This is a genomic window from Streptomyces sp. NPDC048191 (assembly GCF_040652655.1).
Lineage (GTDB): Bacteria > Actinomycetota > Actinomycetes > Streptomycetales > Streptomycetaceae > Streptomyces.
The window spans coordinates 70,425-88,044 of sequence record NZ_JBEZMO010000009.1; the positions used below are offsets into that span (position 1 = coordinate 70,425).

The 17,620-nt window shown below is 72.0% G+C and carries 14 protein-coding genes; 9 read left to right on the forward strand and 5 right to left on the reverse strand.

Annotated elements, in window-relative coordinates:
- The first annotated feature begins 45 nt into the window (after nt 1-45).
- The 5 genes from AB0D93_RS17290 to AB0D93_RS17310 all read left to right on the forward strand — a co-directional run bounded on the left by AB0D93_RS17290 (nt 46) and on the right by AB0D93_RS17310 (nt 5,047).
- The gene (locus tag AB0D93_RS17290) at nt 46-795 is read left to right on the forward strand and encodes a hypothetical protein (RefSeq protein WP_362120016.1); all 750 of its coding nucleotides are present in this window, start codon (nt 46-48) and stop codon (nt 793-795) included.
- 163 nt (nt 796-958) lie between these two features.
- Nucleotides 959-1,798, forward strand: coding sequence for a TIM barrel protein (locus AB0D93_RS17295; RefSeq protein WP_362120018.1), 840 nt, complete (start codon nt 959-961; stop codon nt 1,796-1,798).
- 42 nt (nt 1,799-1,840) lie between these two features.
- The gene (locus tag AB0D93_RS17300) at nt 1,841-2,731 is read left to right on the forward strand and encodes a 2-hydroxy-3-oxopropionate reductase (protein WP_362120020.1); all 891 of its coding nucleotides are present in this window, start codon (nt 1,841-1,843) and stop codon (nt 2,729-2,731) included.
- A 184-nt stretch (nt 2,732-2,915) separates the two neighbouring features.
- The gene (locus AB0D93_RS17305; protein ID WP_362120022.1) at nt 2,916-4,373 is read left to right on the forward strand and encodes a catalase; all 1,458 of its coding nucleotides are present in this window, start codon (nt 2,916-2,918) and stop codon (nt 4,371-4,373) included.
- Between the two features lie 443 nt (nt 4,374-4,816).
- Nucleotides 4,817-5,047 carry a hypothetical protein gene (locus tag AB0D93_RS17310; RefSeq protein ID WP_208898006.1) on the forward strand — a complete coding sequence of 77 codons (231 nt, stop codon included), beginning with the start codon at nt 4,817-4,819 and terminating at the stop codon, nt 5,045-5,047.
- 246 nt (nt 5,048-5,293) lie between these two features.
- On the opposite strand, the gene gcl is transcribed toward AB0D93_RS17310, so the two are convergent.
- Nucleotides 5,294-7,081, reverse strand: a complete 1,788-nt coding sequence (gene gcl, locus AB0D93_RS17315) for a glyoxylate carboligase (RefSeq protein ID WP_362120025.1) — start codon at nt 7,079-7,081, stop codon at nt 5,294-5,296.
- Between the two features lie 264 nt (nt 7,082-7,345).
- Between gcl and AB0D93_RS17320 the strand changes: the two genes are divergently transcribed.
- On the forward strand, nt 7,346-8,104 hold the full coding sequence (locus tag AB0D93_RS17320) for a hypothetical protein (protein WP_362120027.1): 759 nt from the start codon (nt 7,346-7,348) through the stop codon (nt 8,102-8,104).
- Nucleotides 8,105-8,131: 27 nt separating this feature from the next.
- On the opposite strand, the gene AB0D93_RS17325 is transcribed toward AB0D93_RS17320, so the two are convergent.
- Both AB0D93_RS17325 and AB0D93_RS17330 read right to left on the reverse strand, forming a co-directional pair.
- Nucleotides 8,132-9,745, reverse strand: a complete 1,614-nt coding sequence (locus AB0D93_RS17325; RefSeq protein WP_362120029.1) for an AMP-binding protein — start codon at nt 9,743-9,745, stop codon at nt 8,132-8,134.
- On the reverse strand, nt 9,742-11,415 hold the full coding sequence (locus tag AB0D93_RS17330; protein WP_362120031.1) for an AMP-binding protein: 1,674 nt from the start codon (nt 11,413-11,415) through the stop codon (nt 9,742-9,744). The genes AB0D93_RS17325 and AB0D93_RS17330 overlap by 4 nt, the downstream gene beginning before the upstream one ends.
- Nucleotides 11,416-11,529: 114 nt before the next feature.
- Here AB0D93_RS17330 and AB0D93_RS17335 point away from each other — a divergent pair, with 114 nt between their 5' ends.
- The 3 genes from AB0D93_RS17335 (at nt 11,530) to AB0D93_RS17345 (ending at nt 16,343) form a co-directional block, all read left to right on the forward strand.
- Entirely contained in the window at nt 11,530-12,360 is an 831-nt protein-coding gene (locus tag AB0D93_RS17335) for a helix-turn-helix transcriptional regulator (RefSeq protein ID WP_362120033.1), read from the forward strand.
- A 163-nt stretch (nt 12,361-12,523) separates the two neighbouring features.
- Nucleotides 12,524-15,349, forward strand: coding sequence for a LuxR family transcriptional regulator (locus tag AB0D93_RS17340; RefSeq protein WP_362120035.1), 2,826 nt, complete (start codon nt 12,524-12,526; stop codon nt 15,347-15,349).
- Between the two features lie 205 nt (nt 15,350-15,554).
- Nucleotides 15,555-16,343, forward strand: coding sequence for a serine protease (locus AB0D93_RS17345; protein ID WP_362120037.1), 789 nt, complete (start codon nt 15,555-15,557; stop codon nt 16,341-16,343).
- Nucleotides 16,344-16,458: 115 nt separating this feature from the next.
- On the opposite strand, the gene dmpI is transcribed toward AB0D93_RS17345, so the two are convergent.
- Nucleotides 16,459-16,683 carry a 4-oxalocrotonate tautomerase DmpI gene (dmpI, locus tag AB0D93_RS17350; RefSeq protein WP_362120377.1) on the reverse strand — a complete coding sequence of 75 codons (225 nt, stop codon included), beginning with the start codon at nt 16,681-16,683 and terminating at the stop codon, nt 16,459-16,461.
- A gap of 50 nt (nt 16,684-16,733) precedes the next feature.
- Nucleotides 16,734-17,600, reverse strand: a complete 867-nt coding sequence (locus AB0D93_RS17355; protein ID WP_362120039.1) for a LysR substrate-binding domain-containing protein — start codon at nt 17,598-17,600, stop codon at nt 16,734-16,736.
- Nucleotides 17,601-17,620: the final 20 nt, after the last annotated feature.

Consider the following 17,620-nt stretch of genomic DNA (forward strand, 5'->3'; position numbering starts at 1 on the left):
CCGGGCTGCCCCACCCGTGCTGCCCCACCCGTAAGGAGAGACACCGTGGCGAACCCGACCTCCCGCACCCGCGGCAACGGCTCCCCGGCCCGCCGCACCATGACCGCGGCCGCCCGTGCGGCGGCCAAGCGCGCCGGGCGTCCGGTGCGCCCCGAACGCGCCGCCCTCCAGGAAACGGAGCCCTCCCCCGGGCACACACTGCTCGTCGAGCCCCCGGCCAAGGGCCGGCAGGACCCGCCGGAGCCCGAGCCCGCCGAGGACGAGCCGGAGGAGGGCCCACCCTCTCGCAGGCCCCGGCGGAACGCGCTCACCACGATCCTGGGCGTCGTCCTGGTGGCGGCCCTGACCGTGGCCGCCGTCCTCGGGTGGCAGTACCGGGAGGGGCGGCAGGCGGAGGAGGCCCGCGGTGAGGCCCTCGCGGCCGCGCGGACGGCGGCGCCGGTCGTGCTGTCGTACGACTACCGGCACCTCGGCCGGGACTTCGCCCGGGCCCGCGCCCTGCTGACCGGGCACTTCCGCGACCAGTACGGCAGGACGACGAAGACGGTGGTCGCGCCCACCGCGACGAAGTACCACGGCGTGGTGAAGGCGACCGTGGCCACACCCGCCGACGGCGGCGCCCCGGCCGTCTCCGTCGTGTCGGCCACGCCGGACAAGGCCGTCGTCCTGCTCTTCGTCAACCAGGTCACCGACAGCACCCAGGTCCCCGAGCCCCGCCTCGACCTCAACCGGGTGCGGATGACGCTCACCCGCACCTCCGGCGGCTGGAAGGTGAGCGGCGTCGACGCCCTCTGATCAGGCCTTCCTCAGTGCCCTCGCGCCCCAGGCGCGGGGGCACTTTTTCGTGGGCTCTCTTGACAGCCGCGCCCCCTCGCAGGCAGTCTTCCATTAAGCAGAAACCAACTTCCGCAATGTGGAATAACCGCAATGTGGAATAACAGGAAGGGAGCGCGGCCCCGTGGGATTCGCAGACCAGCGCTTCAACGTCAACCTGTCGATCCTCTTCACGGAACTCCCGCTCCTGGAGCGTCCCGCGGCCGCCGCCGCGGCGGGCTTCACGGCGGTCGAGCTGTGGTGGCCGTGGATCGACTCCCCCACCCCCGGGCAGTCCGAGCTCGACGCCCTGAAGAAGGCGATCGAGGACGCGGGCGTCCAGCTGACGGGCCTGAACTTCTACGCCGGACAGCTGCCGGGCCCGGACCGCGGCGCCCTGTCGGTCCCCGGCGAGGAGTCGGACAGGTTCCGCGCCAACATCGACGTGGCCATCACCTTCGCCCGGTCCCTCGGCTGCACAACGTTCAACGCCCTGTACGGCAACCGTGTCGACGGCGTGGACCCGGCCGAGCAGGACGCCCTCGCCCTGGAGAACCTGGTGCTCGCGGCGCGGGCCGTCGGCCGGGTCGGCGGGACCGTCCTGATCGAGGCCCTCAACCAGCCCGAGTCGCCGAAGTGCCCGATCGTGAGCGCGCCCAAGGCGATCGAGATCGTGGACAAGGTCAACGAGGCGACGGGGCTCGGGAACGCGAAGTTCCTGATGGACCTGTACCACCTGTCCATGAACGGTGAGGACCTGCCCTCGGTCATCGAGAGCTACGCGGCGAAGACCGGCCACGTCCAGATCGCCGACAACCCCGGCCGCGGCGCCCCCGGCACGGGCTCGCTCCCGCTGGAGGAGCTGCTCGACCAGCTGACGAAGGCCGGTTACGACGGCTGGGTGGGCCTGGAGTACAAGCCGGGCGACCGCCCGAGCGCCGAGGCCTTCGGCTGGCTCCCGCGCGAGGCGCGTGCGGCGCGCTGAACCCCCCGACCTTGCAGAGCAGTTAGAGAGGCACCCCCGAACATGAGCACTCTTCCCAAGATCGCGTGGATCGGCCTCGGCATCATGGGCTCCCCCATGTCCGAGAACCTGATCAAGGCGGGTTACGACGTCACCGGCTTCACCCTGGAGCAGGACAAGCTGGACCGCCTGGCCGCCGCCGGCGGCACGGCCGCGTCCTCGATCGCCGAGGCCGTGCGCGACGCCGACGTGGTGATCACCATGGTGCCCGCGTCCCCGCAGGTCGAGGCCATCTCCTACGGCCCCGAGGGCATCCTGGAGAACGCGAAGCAGGGCGCCCTGCTGATCGACATGTCCTCGATCACCCCGCAGACCTCCGTCGACCTGGCCGCCGCCGCCAAGGACAAGGGCATCCGGGTGCTGGACGCCCCGGTGTCCGGCGGTGAGGCCGGCGCCATCGAGGCCGTACTGTCGATCATGGTCGGCGGCGAGCAGGCCGACTTCGACCAGGCCAAGCCGATCCTCGAGGCCCTCGGCAAGACCATCGTGCTGTGCGGTCCGCACGGCTCGGGCCAGACCGTGAAGGCCGCCAACCAGCTGATCGTCGCCGTGAACATCCAGGCGTGCGCCGAGGCCGTGGTCTTCCTGGAGAAGTCGGGCGTGGACCTCGCGGCCGCGCTGGACGTCCTCAACGGCGGACTGGCCGGCTCGACCGTGCTGACGCGGAAGAAGGACAACTTCCTGGCCCGTGACTTCAAGCCGGGCTTCCGCATCGACCTGCACCACAAGGACATGGGCATCGTGACCGACGCAGCCCGCAACGTCGGCGCCGCCCTGCCGGTCGGTGCCGTGGTCGCCCAGCTGGTCGCCTCCCTGCGCGCCCAGGGCGACGGCGGCCTGGACCACTCGGCCCTGCTGCGGGCCGTGGAGCGCCTGTCCGGCGCCCAGGTCTGACACCTCTGAGACTTCCGGGCCGCGGCGACGCCGACACCTGTCCTGTCGCGCCCAGGCGCCGCCGCGGCCCGGAACACATCCCTCAGCCCCGAGTTTCAACAAACTGTTGACGCCCGGAAGGCCCGAACTTAGGCTCCACAAAGCGGAAACAGTCTTCCGCTGCCTCTCGTACGGAAGGTCCACGATGTCGAAGCGCGTGCTCACGACAGAGTCCGGCGCACCGGTCGCCGACAACCAGAACTCCGCCTCCGCCGGCGCCGGCGGCCCGCTCCTTCTCCAGGACCAGCACCTCCTGGAGAAGCTCGCGCGCTTCAACCGCGAGCGGATCCCGGAGCGCGTGGTGCACGCCCGCGGCTCGGGCGCGTACGGACACTTCGAGGTGACCGACGACGTCACCGGCTACACCCACGCCGACTTCCTCAGCGAGATCGGCAAGCGCACCGAGGTGTTCCTGCGCTTCTCCACGGTCGCCGACTCCCTCGGCGGCGCGGACGCCGTCCGTGACCCGCGCGGCTTCGCGGTGAAGTTCTACACCGCGGAGGGCAACTACGACCTCGTCGGCAACAACACCCCGGTGTTCTTCATCAAGGACCCGATCAAGTTCCCCGACTTCATCCACTCCCAGAAGCGCGACCCGTTCACGGGCCGTCAGGAGCCGGACAACGTGTGGGACTTCTGGGCCCACGCCCCCGAGGCCACGCACCAGGTGACCTGGCTGATGGGTGACCGCGGCATCCCGGCGTCGTACCGGCACATGAACGGCTACGGCTCGCACACCTACCAGTGGACGAACGCCGCAGGCGAGGCCTTCTTCGTCAAGTACCACTTCAAGACGAACCAGGGCATCCGCTCCCTGAGCAGCGAGCAGGCCGCGGAACTCGCGGGCAAGGACCCCAACTCCCACCAGACGGACCTGCTCCAGGCCATCGAGCGGGGCGTGCACCCGTCCTGGACCCTCTACGTCCAGCTCATGCCGGCGGCCGAGGCGGCGGACTACCGCTTCAACCCGTTCGACCTGACCAAGGTGTGGCCGCACAAGGACTACCCGCTGCAGCGCGTGGGCCGCCTGGTGCTCGACCGCAACCCGGACAACGTGTTCGCCGAGGTCGAGCAGGCCGCGTTCTCCCCGAACAACTTCGTTCCGGGCATCGGGCCCTCCCCCGACAAGATGCTCCAGGGCCGCCTGTTCGCCTACGCGGACGCGCACCGCTACCGGCTGGGCGTCAACCACACCCTGCTGGCGGTCAACGCCCCGAAGGCGACGACCGCGCAGAACTACGGCCGGGACGGCTTCATGGCGGTCAACGGCCAGGGCCGCGGCGCCAAGAACTACGAGCCGAACTCCTACGACGGCCCGGTGGAGACCGGCCGCCCGCTGTCGGCCCCCCTCGCGGTGTCCGGCTACACCGGCAACCACTCCGCCCCGCTGCACACCAAGGACGACGACTTCTACCAGGCGGGCGAGCTGTACCGCCTGATGTCGCAGGAGGAGAGGGCCCGCCTCGTCGCCAACATCGCCGGCGGCCTCTCGCAGGTCAGCCGCGACGACGTGATCGAGAAGAACCTGGCCCACTTCCACGCCGCCGACCCGGAGTACGGCAAGCGCGTGGAGGAGGCGGTCCGCGCCCTGCGCGAGGACTGAGACCGGTAACCCGCAAGCGGCGTACGGGATCCGACGGGAGGTCGGCACTCCGTACGCGGCCCGCGCGGCACGCCTGACGACCCGGATGAGGGGTGGTCGTACGGCGGTGGGCGCGGGCAGGGCGAGGACCGTGGCGGCGTGTGAGCCAGTGCGGTGGTGAAGGACCGAGTCCCCTTCTCGACCAGAGGGAAGGGGCCCCGGCTCCGTCGCACCCACCACGGTCCCACCCAGCCCCCTCTCGGGGGCCACCCACCCCGTCCGGCGGCGCGAACGACCTGTCGCGCCCAGCCTCGCGCCGCCGGACGGTCACCACATGGACACGAAGCGCTCCCCCGGTCCCGGGGGAGCGCTTCGTGCTGTCCGGGCCCGGAGCCGTGTCGCTGTCCGGGTCCGGAGCCGTGTTCCGGCGTGCGGTCGCGGCGTATCCGCAGGACGCTGAAGCCATGGGCAATACGCAGTTCCCGCACATCGTGGTCCACTCCCCCGCCCTGGACGGATCGCGGCGGGTCACCGAGGGGGACGTGACGCTGGGGATCGCCTCGCATCTGGACGATGTCGTGGAGATCCTCCGGCTGGCCGATCTGGACCGGATCGAGGTGGAGGAGAGCGATCTCATCGAGTGGCAGGGCGGCGGGCCGGACGACTGGCCCGGGCTGTCGGAGCACGAGCTGTGAGGGCCGGCGTACGGCGACGGTCGTAGGCGGGCTACGCCATCCTCAAATGAAGCTCTGAAGACAGGACCGGAGGCTTCAACCGCCCCCGCGGTAGGGCAGATTACGTGCACCAGGGGCCCGCCGGCACGGGGGCGGCGGGCCCCGCACGGGGGAGCACGACGGGGGACGTCACGGGGGACGCGAAAGGGCGGCCCGTCCTTGTGGACGGGCCGCCCTTGGTGTGCGCGGCGGTGTGCCTGGCGGGTGTCAGACCTTCAGCGGCTTGATCGAGGTCGGCGCGTGGCCGGGCTCGGTGGCGAGTTCCTCGAACTCGGAGATATCGCTGATGTCCATGGTGCGGCTCATCGAGATGTTGGTGATCCGCTCCAGGATCGCCTCGACGACGACCGGCACCTGGTACTCGGCGGCCAGCTTCTTCGCCTGCTCGAACGCCGCGCCCAGCTGGTCCGGCTCGGTGACCCGGATCGCCTTGCAGCCGAGGCCCTCGGCGACCTTGACGTGGTCCACGCCGTAGACGCCGAGCTCGGGCGTGTTGATGTTCTCGAACTCCAGGTTGACCTGGAAGTTGATGTCCAGGCCGATCTGTGCCTGGCGGATCAGTCCCAGGTAGGCGTTGTTCACCAGCACGTGGACGTAGGGGATCCGGTGCTGGGCGGCGACCGCCAGCTCCTCGATCAGGAACTGGAAGTCGTAGTCGCCGGACAGGGCGACGACCGGGGACTCCGGGTCGGCCTTGGCGACGCCGATCGCGGCCGGGATGGTCCAGCCGAGCGGGCCGGCCTGGCCGCAGTTGATCCAGTGGCGCGGCTTGTAGACGTGCAGCATCTGCGCGCCGGCGATCTGGGAGAGGCCGATGGTGGTGACGTACCGGGTGTCGGGGCCGAAGGCCTTGTTCATCTCCTCGTACACCCGCTGCGGTTTCATCGGCACGTTGTCGAAGTGCGTACGGCGCAGCAGCGTGGCCTTGCGCTCCTGGGTGGAGGCGACCCACGCGGAGCGGTCGGGCAGCCTGCCCGCCGCCTCGAGCTCCTTCGCCACCTCGACGAACAGTTCCAGCGCGGCCTTGGCGTCGGAGACGACCCCGTAGTCCGGCGGGAAGATCTTGCCGATCTGGGTGGGCTCGATGTCGACGTGGACGAACTTGCGCTCGCCCCGGTAGACGTCGAGCTTGTAACCGGTGTGGCGATTGGCCCAGCGGTTGCCGATGCCGAGGACGAAGTCCGACTCCAGGAAGTTGGCGTTGCCGTACCGGTGCGAGGTCTGGACACCGACCATGCCGGCGTTCAGCTCGTGGTCGTCGGGCAGCGCACCCCAGCCCATCAGGGTCGGGATGACGGGGGTCTGGGTCAGCTCGGCGAACTCCACCAGCAGGTCGGCGGCGTCGGCGCCGAGGATGCCGCCGCCGGCCACGAGGACCGGGCGCTCCGACTCCAGAAGGAAGCCGATCGCCTTCTCGATCTGGGCGCGGGTGGCGGCCGGCCTGTAGACCGGCAGCGGCTCGTACGTCTCCGGGTCGAACTCGATCTCGGTGAGCTGGACGTCGATCGGCAGGTCGATCAGGACCGGGCCGGGACGGCCGGAGCGCATCAGGTGGAAGGCCTGCTGGAAGACGCCGGGGACCTGCGCGGCCTCCAGGACGGTGACCGCCATCTTGGTGACCGGCTTGGCGATCGAGGCGATGTCGACGGCCTGGAAGTCCTCCTTGTGGATCACGTTGGTGGGCGCCTGGCCCGTGATGCACAGGATCGGGATGGAGTCACCGATGGCCGAGTACAGGCCGGTGATCATGTCGGTGCCGGCCGGGCCGGACGTGCCGATGCAGACGCCGATGTTGCCCGGCTTGGTGCGGGTGTACCCCTCGGCCATGTGCGAGGCGCCCTCGACGTGGCGGGCGAGGGTGTGGTGGATGCCGCCACCCTCCTTGAGGGCCTTGTAGAAGGGGTTGATCGCCGCGCCCGGCACACCGAAGGCGTCGGTGACGCCCTCGCGCTTGAGGATCTCAACTGCCGCGCGGGCAGCGGTCATACGAGCCATCGAGTACTCCTGCTTCGGCTTCTCGGATGCGTACTCCCGTCGCGCCCCGCGGTGAGCACAGTCTCCAGATGGTCGACACTCCGCGACCTTTTCCGTATCGCGGAATTTAACTTCTACTATCTGGAATCAATGTAGAAGTGCGCGCCGAGGATCGTCAAGAGAGACGGAGCCGCGGCAAGCGCCGGACAACCGGGGTGGAGGAGGAGGACGATGGGAGCCGCTGTCCAGACGCGACTGTCCGAAGCGACACCTGAGGGGTGGAGCATGCCCGAGAGCGTGCCGGTGCGCTGCCCGGTCTGCCGCCGCGAGCACGTCTACACCGCGCCGGCGTATCCGTGCGCCTGCGGCGCGCCCACCGCCCCGCGGCTGGATCCTGCCGCGGCACCGGTCGTGACGGCCCACCGGGCCTGGGACGACGAATGGGTCCGTGTGCCGTGCGCCGCCTGCGGGCGCCTGGGCCAGTGGCCGCAGCCGGAGCTGGGCTGCTCCTGCGGCACGGTGCTGCGCATCCCGGTGGTGGCGGCGGCGCCTGCGGCGGACCCGGACACGGCGCCGACGGCGGCCGGGACGCCCCCCTCGGACTCCGGCACTGCGACGGCGGCCGGGCCGGGGGCCCTCGCCCACCGCCCCGCCTTCCACCCGCGCGCCATCCGCACCGCCCGTGACGCCGTCACCGTCGCCGCGCTCTATCTGCGCTGGCTCGGCTACCGGGACATCCGCCGCGCCGACCAGCGGCCGCCGAACGGCATCGGGCTCGCCGCCCACGGGCTCCTCGCCCAGGTGGACCCGACCGTGCGACCGGCGGCGCCACGGGACGTCGAGTGCCTGTGGCTGACGGCGATGACGGAGTCCGCGGACTGTGTGTACTTCTCCCTCGCCGGCTACACCGACGAGGCCCGGGCCCGCGCGGACGCCCTGGACATCCCGCTGTTCGTCCTGGACCTCGCGGGCGTCCCGCAGCCGGTCAACGACGCGGCCGACACCCTGAACACGGTGGGCGCGCCGGCCGGGACCGGCAGGTAGCGGGCCACGACCCGTACGGGGACGGGCTCACGCCCCGTACGTCTCCCGCAGCTCGACCTTGCGCACCTTTCCGGACACCGTCATCGGGAAGGTCTCGAGTATCCGCAGCCGGCTGGGGATCTTGTAGTGGGCGAGCCGGCCCTGGCAGAAGGCGCGCAGTTCCTCCAGGGTGAGCGGGTCGGCCGCGTCGTGCGGGATCACACAGGCGAGGACCTCCTCGCCGTACGTCTCGTGCGGCACCCCGACGACCTGTACGTCCCTGATCTTCGGGTGGCCGTAGAGGAACTCCTCGATCTCGCGCGGGTAGATGTTCTCGCCGCCCCGGATGATCATGTCCTTGATCCGGCCGACGATCTCGACGTAACCGTCTTCGCGCATCACCGCCAGATCCCCGGTGTGCATCCAGCGGCCCGCGTCGACGGCCTCGGCGGTCTTCTCGGGCTCGTTCCAGTAACCGAGCATCACGCTGTAGCCGCGGGTGCACAACTCCCCCGCGGTGCCGCGAGGTTGGGTGACCCCGGTGGCCGGGTCGACGATCTTGACCTCCAGGTGCGGCAGGACCCGCCCGACGGTGCCGGTGCGGTGCTCCAGGTCGTCGTCCCGGCGGGTCTGCAGCGACACCGGGGACGTCTCGGTCATGCCGTAGCAGATGGAGACCTCCGCCATGTGCATCTCGGCGACGACCCGTTTCATCACCTCCACCGGGCAGGGCGAGCCCGCCATGATGCCGGTGCGCAGGCTCGAGAGGTCGTACGACCGGAAGCCGGGGAGGTTCAGCTCGGCGATGAACATCGTCGGGACGCCGTACAGGGACGTACAGCGCTCCTGCTGCACCGCCTCCAGGGTCGCCTTCGGGTCGAAGGACGGGGCCGGGACGACCATGCAGGCGCCGTGCGAGGTCGCCGCCAGGTTGCCCATCACCATGCCGAAGCAGTGGTAGAAGGGCACCGGAATGCAGATCCTGTCCTGCTCGGAGTAGGCGACCAGCTCCCCCACGAAGTAACCGTTGTTGAGGATGTTGTGGTGGGACAGCGTGGCACCCTTCGGGAAACCGGTGGTACCCGAGGTGTACTGGATGTTGATCGGGTCGTCGCAGGACAGTGACGCCTCTCGCGCCCGCAGCTCGTCACGGCGGCCGCCGTCCGCACCACGCGCGGCAAACGCTTCCCAGCTCGGATCGCCGATGTACACGGTCTCCCGCAACTCCGGGCACCGGCCGCGCACTTCCTCGACCATCGCCCGGTAGTCGCTTGTCTTGTGGCTGACCGAGGCGAACAGCAACGAGATGCCGGCCTGGCCCAGCACGAACTCCACCTCGTGGGTGCGGTACGCCGGGTTGATGTTGACCATGACGGCGCCGACGCGGGCGGTGGCGTACTGCACGAGCACCCACTCCGCGCAGTTGACCGCCCAGATCCCGACCCGGTCGCCCTTGGCCACCCCGCTCGCCAGCAGGGCGTACGCCAGCCGCTCGACGTCGGCGGCGAATTCGGCGTACGTCCAGCGCCGGCCCGAGGGCACGTCGACCAGGGCCTCGCGGTCCGGCCAGGCGGCCACCGCCCGGTCGAGGTTGGCGCCGATGGTGTCGCCGAGCAGGGCGGTGGAACCGGTTCCATGGGTGTACGACAGGGATGCGGTCACCGGAAGTCCTCCTCGCGGTACTCGTTCTCGGAACCCTGGGCCGTCGCCTCGCGCAGCTCGATCCGGCGGATCTTGCCGGAGACGGTCTTGGGCAGCGCGCCGAACTCCAGCCGGCGGATGCGCTTGTAGGGGGCGAGCACCTGACGGGAGTGCTCGAAGACGACCTTCGCTGTGTCCGGTCCGGGCTCGAAGCCCTCGGCGAGGACGACGTACGCCTTCGGCACCGCGAGCCGCAGTTCGTCCGGCGCGGGCACGACGGCCGCCTCGGCCACCGCCTCGTGCTCCAGCAGCGCGCTCTCCAGCTCGAACGGGCTGATCTTGTAGTCGGATGCTTTGAAGACGTCGTCCGCGCGGCCGACGTAGGTCAGGTAACCGTCTTCGTCGCGGGAGGCGATGTCCCCGGTGCGGTAGTAGCCGCCCGCCATGGCCTGTGCCGTGCGGTCGGGGTCTCCGTGGTAGCCGGTCATCAGGCCGACCGGCCGCTCCGACAGGTCGAGGGCGATCTCGCCCTCGGTGGCGCCGGGCGCGCCGGAGACCGGGTCGAGGAGTTCGACGCGGTAGCCGGGGCTCGGGCGGCCCATGGATCCGGTCAGCAGCCGCTGGCCCGGGCTGTTGGAGACCTGCACGGCGGTCTCGGTCTGCCCGAAGCCGTCCCGGATGGTGACGCCCCAGGCCCGCCGGACCTGCTCGATGACCTCGGGGTTGAGCGGCTCACCGGCGGCCACCACCTCGCGGGGCGGGGTGGCGAGCTGACCGAGGTCGGCCTGGATGAGCATGCGCCACACGGTCGGCGGCGCGCAGAAGGTGGTCACGCCGGCCCGGTCCATCTCGGCCATCAGCCGGGCCGCGTCGAAGCGGGTGTAGTTGAAGAGGAAGACGGTCGCCTCGGCGTTCCACGGTGCGAACAGATTGGACCAGGCGTGCTTGGCCCAGCCCGGCGAGGAGATGTTCAGGTGCACGTCACCGGGCCTGAGGCCGATCCAGTACATGGTCGCCAGGTGCCCGATCGGGTACGAGGTGTGGGTGTGCTCGACCAGCTTGGGGCGGGCGGTCGTACCGGAGGTGAAGTACAGCATCAGCGGGTCGTCGGCCAGGGTGGGGCCGTCGGGCACGAAGTCCGCGGAGGCGGTGTGGGCGTCCTCGTACGGCTCCCAGCCCTCCTCCGGCAGGCCGCCGACCGAGATCCGGGTGTAGCCGCCGGGCACGTCGGCGAACTTCGCGGTGTCCTCGGCCCGCACGATCACGTGCTTCACCCGGCCCCGCTCCACCCGGTCGCGCAGATCGGCGGGACCGAGCAGCGGGGTGGCCGGGATGACCACCGCGCGCAGCTTCATCGCGGCCAGCGCGGTCTCCCACAGCTCGGTCTGGTTGCCGAGCATGACGAGGATCCGGTCCTCGGCGGCGACCCCCCGGGCGCGCAGATGGTTCGCGACCCGGTTGGACCGCTCGGCCAGCTCGGCGAAGGACAGCCTCCGCTCGCCGCCGTCCTCCTCGACGATGTGCAGCGCGGTCCGGTCGTTGCCGGCGGCGATCACGTCGAACCAGTCCAGTGCCCAGTTGAAGTGCGCGGGCCGGGGCCAGGCGAAGCCCTCGTAGGCGGTGGCGTAGTCCTCCCGGTGCGCCAGCAGAAAGTCCCGCGCCCCACGGAACAGCTCCGTCGCCGTCGTCATCTGGTTCCTCCTCGTTACCGGACCATTGCCGGGCGGCTCTCTGGCATCGTCTAATCCGTGATGCAGCTCTCACTACCCCCGAACGGGGGTGGGGACGGCAGAAGGAGCGAACTGGTGACGGCAGACGCGGCGGGGACGGTGGAGATCGGCGGTGCGCTGGCCCGGCTGCGGCGGGCGACGGGGCTTCCCGTCGCCTTCGGCGGCCTGGTCGAGTCCGGCCGGCCGCGGATCCGGATCAGCGAGCTGAGCGGCACGACCACGGCCGCCCTGCGCTCGCTCGCGGTGACCTCCGGCAACGGGCTGGGTGGCAAGGCGGTGGCGCTCGCCCGGCCGTGCGCGGTGACGGACTACTCCAGCTCCCGGCAGATCAGTCACGAGTACGACGTGCCGGTGGCCGCGGAGGGCATCCGCTCGGTGCTCGCGGTGCCGGTGGTGGTGCGCCGCAGGGTGCGCGGTGTGCTCTACGGCGCGCTGCGCTCGCCCCGGCCGCTCGGCGACCGCACGCTGGGCGCGGCCATGGCCGTCGCGCGGGACGTGGAGCAGGTGCTGGTGGTGCGGGACGAGGCGCGGGGGCTGCTGGCGGCGGCCCGGCCGGAGCCGGCCGGCACGGACCGGGGTGCGGCCTGGGAGCAGGTGCGCGAGGCGCACGCGGCGCTGCGGGCCCTGGCGCCCCGGATCACCGATCCGGGGCTGCGGGCCGAACTGCTGGCGGCCTGCGGTCTGCTGACGGCACCACCACGATCCGGTGGTGTGACCCTGGCGCCACGGGAACTCGACGTGTTGTCCTGGGTGGCGGCGGGGGCGACCAACGCGGCCGTGGCCGAGCGGCTGGGCCTCGGCGCGGAGACGGTCAAGGGCTATCTGCGCTCGGCGATGCGGAAGCTGGGCGCGCACACCCGAGGGGAGGCGGTGACCGCGGCTCGCGCGGCGGGGCTGCTGCCGTGAACACGGGCAGCGGAGACAGGCCCGGGGAAACCTGCCATTCAAGCGGAGACGCCTTGAATTTCCTCATGCTTGACCATTTGTTATTTCCCTCACCACGGCTTCCGTCCGAATTTCAAGGATCGTTGCCTAGAATTTGGCCCGGACACGACACACGAGGGGAGCGGTGACCGTGCGACGGGACTTCCAGGAGCCTGCCAGGTGCCACCCCGACCTGGTCATCGGCCGCGAGGACCTGCTCGCCGGCGCCCGTGACCAACTCGCCTCGGGCGGCAGCGTGCTGCTCCACGGTCCCGCCGGAATAGGGAAATCCACCGTCCTGCGGGCATTGGCCGAGGAATACGGCGCCACCGCGCGCACCGTGCTGCGCTGCTCCGCCACCGAGTCCGAATCCCATCTCCCCTTCCTGGCCCTCGCCGACCTCCTCGGCCTGGTCCTCGACGACGTCTCCCCCCGGCTGCCCGTCGCCCAGCGCACCGCCCTGGAGTCGGCGCTCACCGGCCGCGGCGAGTCCAGCCTCCAGCGCGACGGCCTCGCCCTGCGCCTCGCGGTGCTCTCCGCGCTGCGCGCGCTGGCCGCGCGGGGCGGCGTCCTCGTCGTCGCCGACGACCTGCAGTGGCTGGACCCGGCCAGCGCCGAACTGCTCGGCTTCGCCGCCCGCCGCCTGGAGGGCACCCCGGTGCAGCTGCTGTGCGCGGTCCGCACCGAGGGCCAGGAGAGCCAGGAGTACGACCGTCATCTGCGCGCCTGCCCGCCGGGCACCCTCGCGGTCCGGCTCGGCCCGCTCTCCCGCGCCCAGGTCGCCCAGCTGCTCGATCACCGCGGCCACGGCTGCCTGACGCGCTCCACCGTCCGCGAGATCCACCGCACCAGCGGCGGCAACCCGCTGTTCGCGCTGGAACTCGGCCGTGCCCTGGCCGAGAGCCCCACCCCGCCCCGGCCGGGCGAGCCGCTGCCGGTGCCGACCTCGCTGCGGGCCCTGGTGCTCAGCCGGCTGGACATGCTGTCGGTCGAGGCGCGCCGCACCCTGCTGGTGGCCAGCGCCGGCGCCCGTCCCACTCCGGCCCTGCTGCACGCGGCCGGCCGGACCAACGCCGAGGCCGAGTGCGCGCAGGCCGCCGAACTGGGGCTGCTGGCCACCGGGCCCGACGCCCCTGCCGTACGGTTCGCGCACCCGCTGATATCCGCCGCGCTGTACGCGGAGACGCCCGTGCACGAGCGGCGCGCGGCGCACGCGGCGCTGTCCACGGCCGCCTCCGACCCGATCGAACGCGCCCGGCACCTGGCCCTCGCCAGCACCGGCACCGGCCCCGACCCGGAGGTGGCCGCCCGGCTCGCGGAGGCCGCCGCCCTCGCGCGGGACCGCGGTGCCCCGTCGGTCGCCGCGAACCTGGGGCTGCTGGCCGCCCGGCACACCCCCGCCGAGGGCGTGCCGAGCCAGGAGGAGCGCCGGCTGCAGGCCGCCGAGGACGCCATCACCGCGGGCGAGATCGACCTGGCCCGGGACATCGCCCGCGAGGTGCTGGCCCGGGCGGGCGTGCCCGCCGACCGGGTGCGGGCCTGGATGATCGTCATCGACAGCGCCGGTCACACCATGGCCGAAGTCGACGCGGTCTTCCCGCAGGCCCTCGCCGACGCCGGCGACGACCCCCGGCTGCTGGCCCTCGTGCACTACCAGCTGGCCTGGCGGGCGCTGATCGTGGAGGGTGACTTCACCGAGGCCCGCGAAGCCGCCGCGCACGCCGCCGAACTGGCCGCGCGCGGCAAGGACCGGCGCACCGAACTGCTCTCCCTCGCCTTCCAGGCGCAGACCGAGACCCTGATGGGCCATCCGGAGGCGCCCCGGACCATCAAACGCGCCCTGAAGGAGCCTCAGGACCCCAGGGTGGCCTGGCACCACAACGGGGCGGGCAGCGCCCGGTTCCGCTGGCTGGTCATGGGCGACCAGCTGGCCGAGGCCCGGGCCACGGTCACCGCGCTGCTGCGGGAGGTGCGCCGGCGCGGCTCGGTGGAGAGCGAGGTGCACTTCCTGCGCGGCCTCGCCGAGACCGAACTGCGCGCCGGGCACTGCGGGCGCGCCCTGGAGCTGTCCCGCGAGAGCCTGCGCCTCGCCCGGGACTCCGGGATCGGTGAGACCGCCTCGGCGATGCTCACCTCACTCGCGGAGGCCTCCGGCGGCGATGTGGACCGGGCCCTCTCCCTCGCCCGGGAGGCGGTCGAGCACGCCGAGGAGGACGGCGACCAGATGTACCTCTCCCGGGCCCTGGGCGCGCTCGGGTACGCCCAGTTGGTGGCCGGGGACCCGGCGGGCACGGTCCGCTCGCTGCGCCGGGTGCGCCGGCTGGAGCTGGGGCTCGGCATCACCGACCCGGCGCGCGGCCGCTGGCAGGGCGACCTCGCCGAGGCGCTGGTCCGGATCGGTGAACCGGCCGAGGCGCAGGACGTCATCGACGTGAGCCGCGAGCACGCCCTGCGGCTCGGCCGGGAGAGCGTCATCGCCGTGCTGGACCGCTCCGAGGCCCTGGCGCGGGCCGCCCGGGGCGAGCTGGAGGCGGCCGTGGCCCAGCTGACCTCCGCCCGGGACCGGCTGGGCAAGCTCGGTTACGGGCTGGAGGAGGCGCGGGCCGCGCTCGCGCTGGCCCGGCTGCGCCCCAGGCGCCCGGGGCCCGGCGGGTTCGACGAGGCCACCCGGTTGTTCCGCCGCTGCCGGGCGCTGCCGTGGCTGCGCCAGGTGGACGAATCCCTCACCACGCCCGAGCCGGAACCGGCGCTGGCCGTGCCGCAGGCGCTGGACGCGCTGGACGCGCTGGCGGCGATGGAGCGTCAGGTCGCCGCGCTCGTCATGGAGGGCGCCACCAACCGGGAGATCGCCGCGCGGCTCTTCATCAGCGTCAAGACGGTGGAGGCGACCCTGACCCGGGTATACCGCAAGCTGGGGATCCGGTCGCGGGTGGACATCGTCCGATTGGCGGCCGCTCGCCGCGCGAAGTGAGAACGCGGCCGGTTAACTGAGCCGGACCGAGGGTTTTCCCTCACCCAACCCCCTAGGGGGTTCCCTCATTGGGAGCCGAGGGATCCGGGTCCTAGCGTAAGGGGCGTGCCGCTCGCCCGGGCATACGGGGGTCGGTCCCGCGACCCCCGTGCACAACCCACGCCCGTGCGACCCCCCACCGGTGCAACCCCCACTGAGGAGACTCATGTTCGGGCCCAGACGTGCAAGACAGACCGTCGCGAGCCTGGTGGCCACCGCCGCCGCGACGACGGCGCTGCTCGCCTCCCCCACGGCGAGCGCCGCCCCCCAGCCCATCGTCGGCGGTACGACCACCACGACGGCGGCCTACCCGTTCGTCGTGCAGATCACCGACGCGTCCGGCAACCAGTTCTGCGGCGGCACCCTGGTGTCCGCCAAGAAGGTCGTGACGGCCGCGCACTGCATGGCCGGCGAGTCCACCGGCAGCATCCGCGTGGTCGGCGGCCGGACCTATCTGAACGGCACCGACGGCACGGTCGGCAAGGTCAGCAGGATCTGGGTGCACCCGGACTACACCGACGCCACCAACGGCGACGACGTGGCGGTCCTGACCCTGTCGACGTCGATGCCGTACACCCCGGTGTCGTACGTCTCCTCCTCCCGGACGGGCGTGTACGCGGCCGGCACCACGGCCCGGATCCTCGGCTGGGGGACCACCTCGGAGAACGGCAGCTCCTCCAACCAGCTGCGGACCGCGACCGTCCCGATCGTGTCCGACTCCAGCTGCAAGAGCTCCTACGGTTCGGACTTCGTCCAGACCGACATGGTTTGCGCCGGATACACGTCCGGCGGCGTAGACACCTGCCAGGGCGACAGCGGCGGTCCCCTGCTCATCGGGGGCGTCCTGGCAGGGATCACTTCCTGGGGCGAGGGGTGCGCGGAGGCCGGTTACCCGGGTGTCTACACCCGGCTGACCACCTTCTCGGACCTGGTGACCGCGCAGATCGGCGCCTAGCCCGGAAGCGGGAGACCTGAGCACCCCTCAGGCAGATGCCAGGGGGGCGTTGCGAGCCACCACGAGCGGCCCGCAGCGCCCCCCTTTCCACGTTCACCCCCGTGGAACGCGGGGGCTACTTGTCGGCCGTGAGCTTGCCGGCCGCGCCCCAGCTGTCCGCCGGGACCTCGTGGATCCACACCTGGACGCTCTCCGCCGGGATCCGGTACGCGTCGACGAAGGCGTCGGTGACCCGCTTGACCAGCTCCCGCTTGAGCTCGACATCGCGCGGGCCCTGCTGGATGGTGACGATCGGCATGGCTGAACTCCCTTGGACGGTGTCCCTGTTCGGTGGGACCAGTCCATCGCGGCGCACGTCCGTGACCAAGGGGCAGTCCGCGACCGCAGCGATCAGCTTTGGTGATCACCGCAGGCCAGGAGCAGTTTCTCCAGGTGCGGGGAGGGGTCGGCGGCGGGCACCGCGAGACCGGTGGCCAGGGCCAGGCCGGGTGCGCGGAAGGGCACGTACGCCACCCGGGGCGTGGCCAGCACGCGCGCGTGGGAGGCGTAGACGACCGTCCACAAAGGCCGGGCGCCGATGGTGGCGAGGGTGTCGTGCAGGGTGCCGCCGGCCGGTCCGGGCACCGGCTCGAACCCCGCGCCCCGGCAGGCGCCGAGCACCAGGTCCACGAGCGCCGGGTTGTTGCGGCGCGGGGTGAGGGCGAGGGGCAGCCCGGCGAGGTCGGCGAGGTCGACCTCGTCCCGCGCCGCGAGCGGATGCGCGGCCGGCAGGGCGGCGACCAGCGGATCCGCCCAAAGGGGCAGCACCCGTACGCCGGGCCGGGGTTCGACCGCCCTGACGAACGCGGCGTCCAGCCGGCCCGCCGCCACCCGGTCGAGCCGCTCGCCGGCCGGCAGGGAGAACAGCTCCACCGCCACCTCGGGCGCCCGCTCGGCGAACGCGGCCAGCACCCGGTCCAGATGCGCGCCGAGCCCGGTACTGGTGCCCAGGCGCAGCCCGGCGGGTGCCGCCACCACGGCCCGCGCCTTCTCCGCGGCGGTGAGCACCGCCCGCGCCTCGGGCAGCAGCCGCTCCCCCGCCCCGGTCAGCCGCACCCGGCGCGGCGACCGGTCGAACAGCTCCGCCCCGAGCTCCCGTTCCAGCCGCTGTATCTGCTGGCTGACCGCCGACTGCACGATGTGCAGCCGTTCGGCCGCCCGCCCGAAGTGCAACTCCTCGGCGACGGCGACGAAATAGCTGAGCTGGCGGAGTTCCATGGAGTGACTGTAGAGGGGGT

Bases quoted from the DNA above. Each gene is read 5' to 3' on its own strand.
- AB0D93_RS17330 (WP_362120031.1), bottom strand. From the start codon at position 11,415: ATGACGACGGCGACGGAGCTGTTCCGTGGGGCGCGGGACTTTCTGCTG.
- AB0D93_RS17320 (WP_362120027.1), top strand. From the start codon at position 7,346: ATGCCCGAGAGCGTGCCGGTGCGCTGCCCGGTCTGCCGCCGCGAGCAC.
- AB0D93_RS17310 (WP_208898006.1), top strand. From the start codon at position 4,817: ATGGGCAATACGCAGTTCCCGCACATCGTGGTCCACTCCCCCGCCCTG.
- AB0D93_RS17345 (WP_362120037.1), top strand. From the start codon at position 15,555: ATGTTCGGGCCCAGACGTGCAAGACAGACCGTCGCGAGCCTGGTGGCC.
- AB0D93_RS17305 (WP_362120022.1), top strand. From the start codon at position 2,916: ATGTCGAAGCGCGTGCTCACGACAGAGTCCGGCGCACCGGTCGCCGAC.
- AB0D93_RS17355 (WP_362120039.1), bottom strand. From the start codon at position 17,600: ATGGAACTCCGCCAGCTCAGCTATTTCGTCGCCGTCGCCGAGGAGTTG.
- AB0D93_RS17300 (WP_362120020.1), top strand. From the start codon at position 1,841: ATGAGCACTCTTCCCAAGATCGCGTGGATCGGCCTCGGCATCATGGGC.
- gcl (WP_362120025.1), bottom strand. From the start codon at position 7,081: ATGGCTCGTATGACCGCTGCCCGCGCGGCAGTTGAGATCCTCAAGCGC.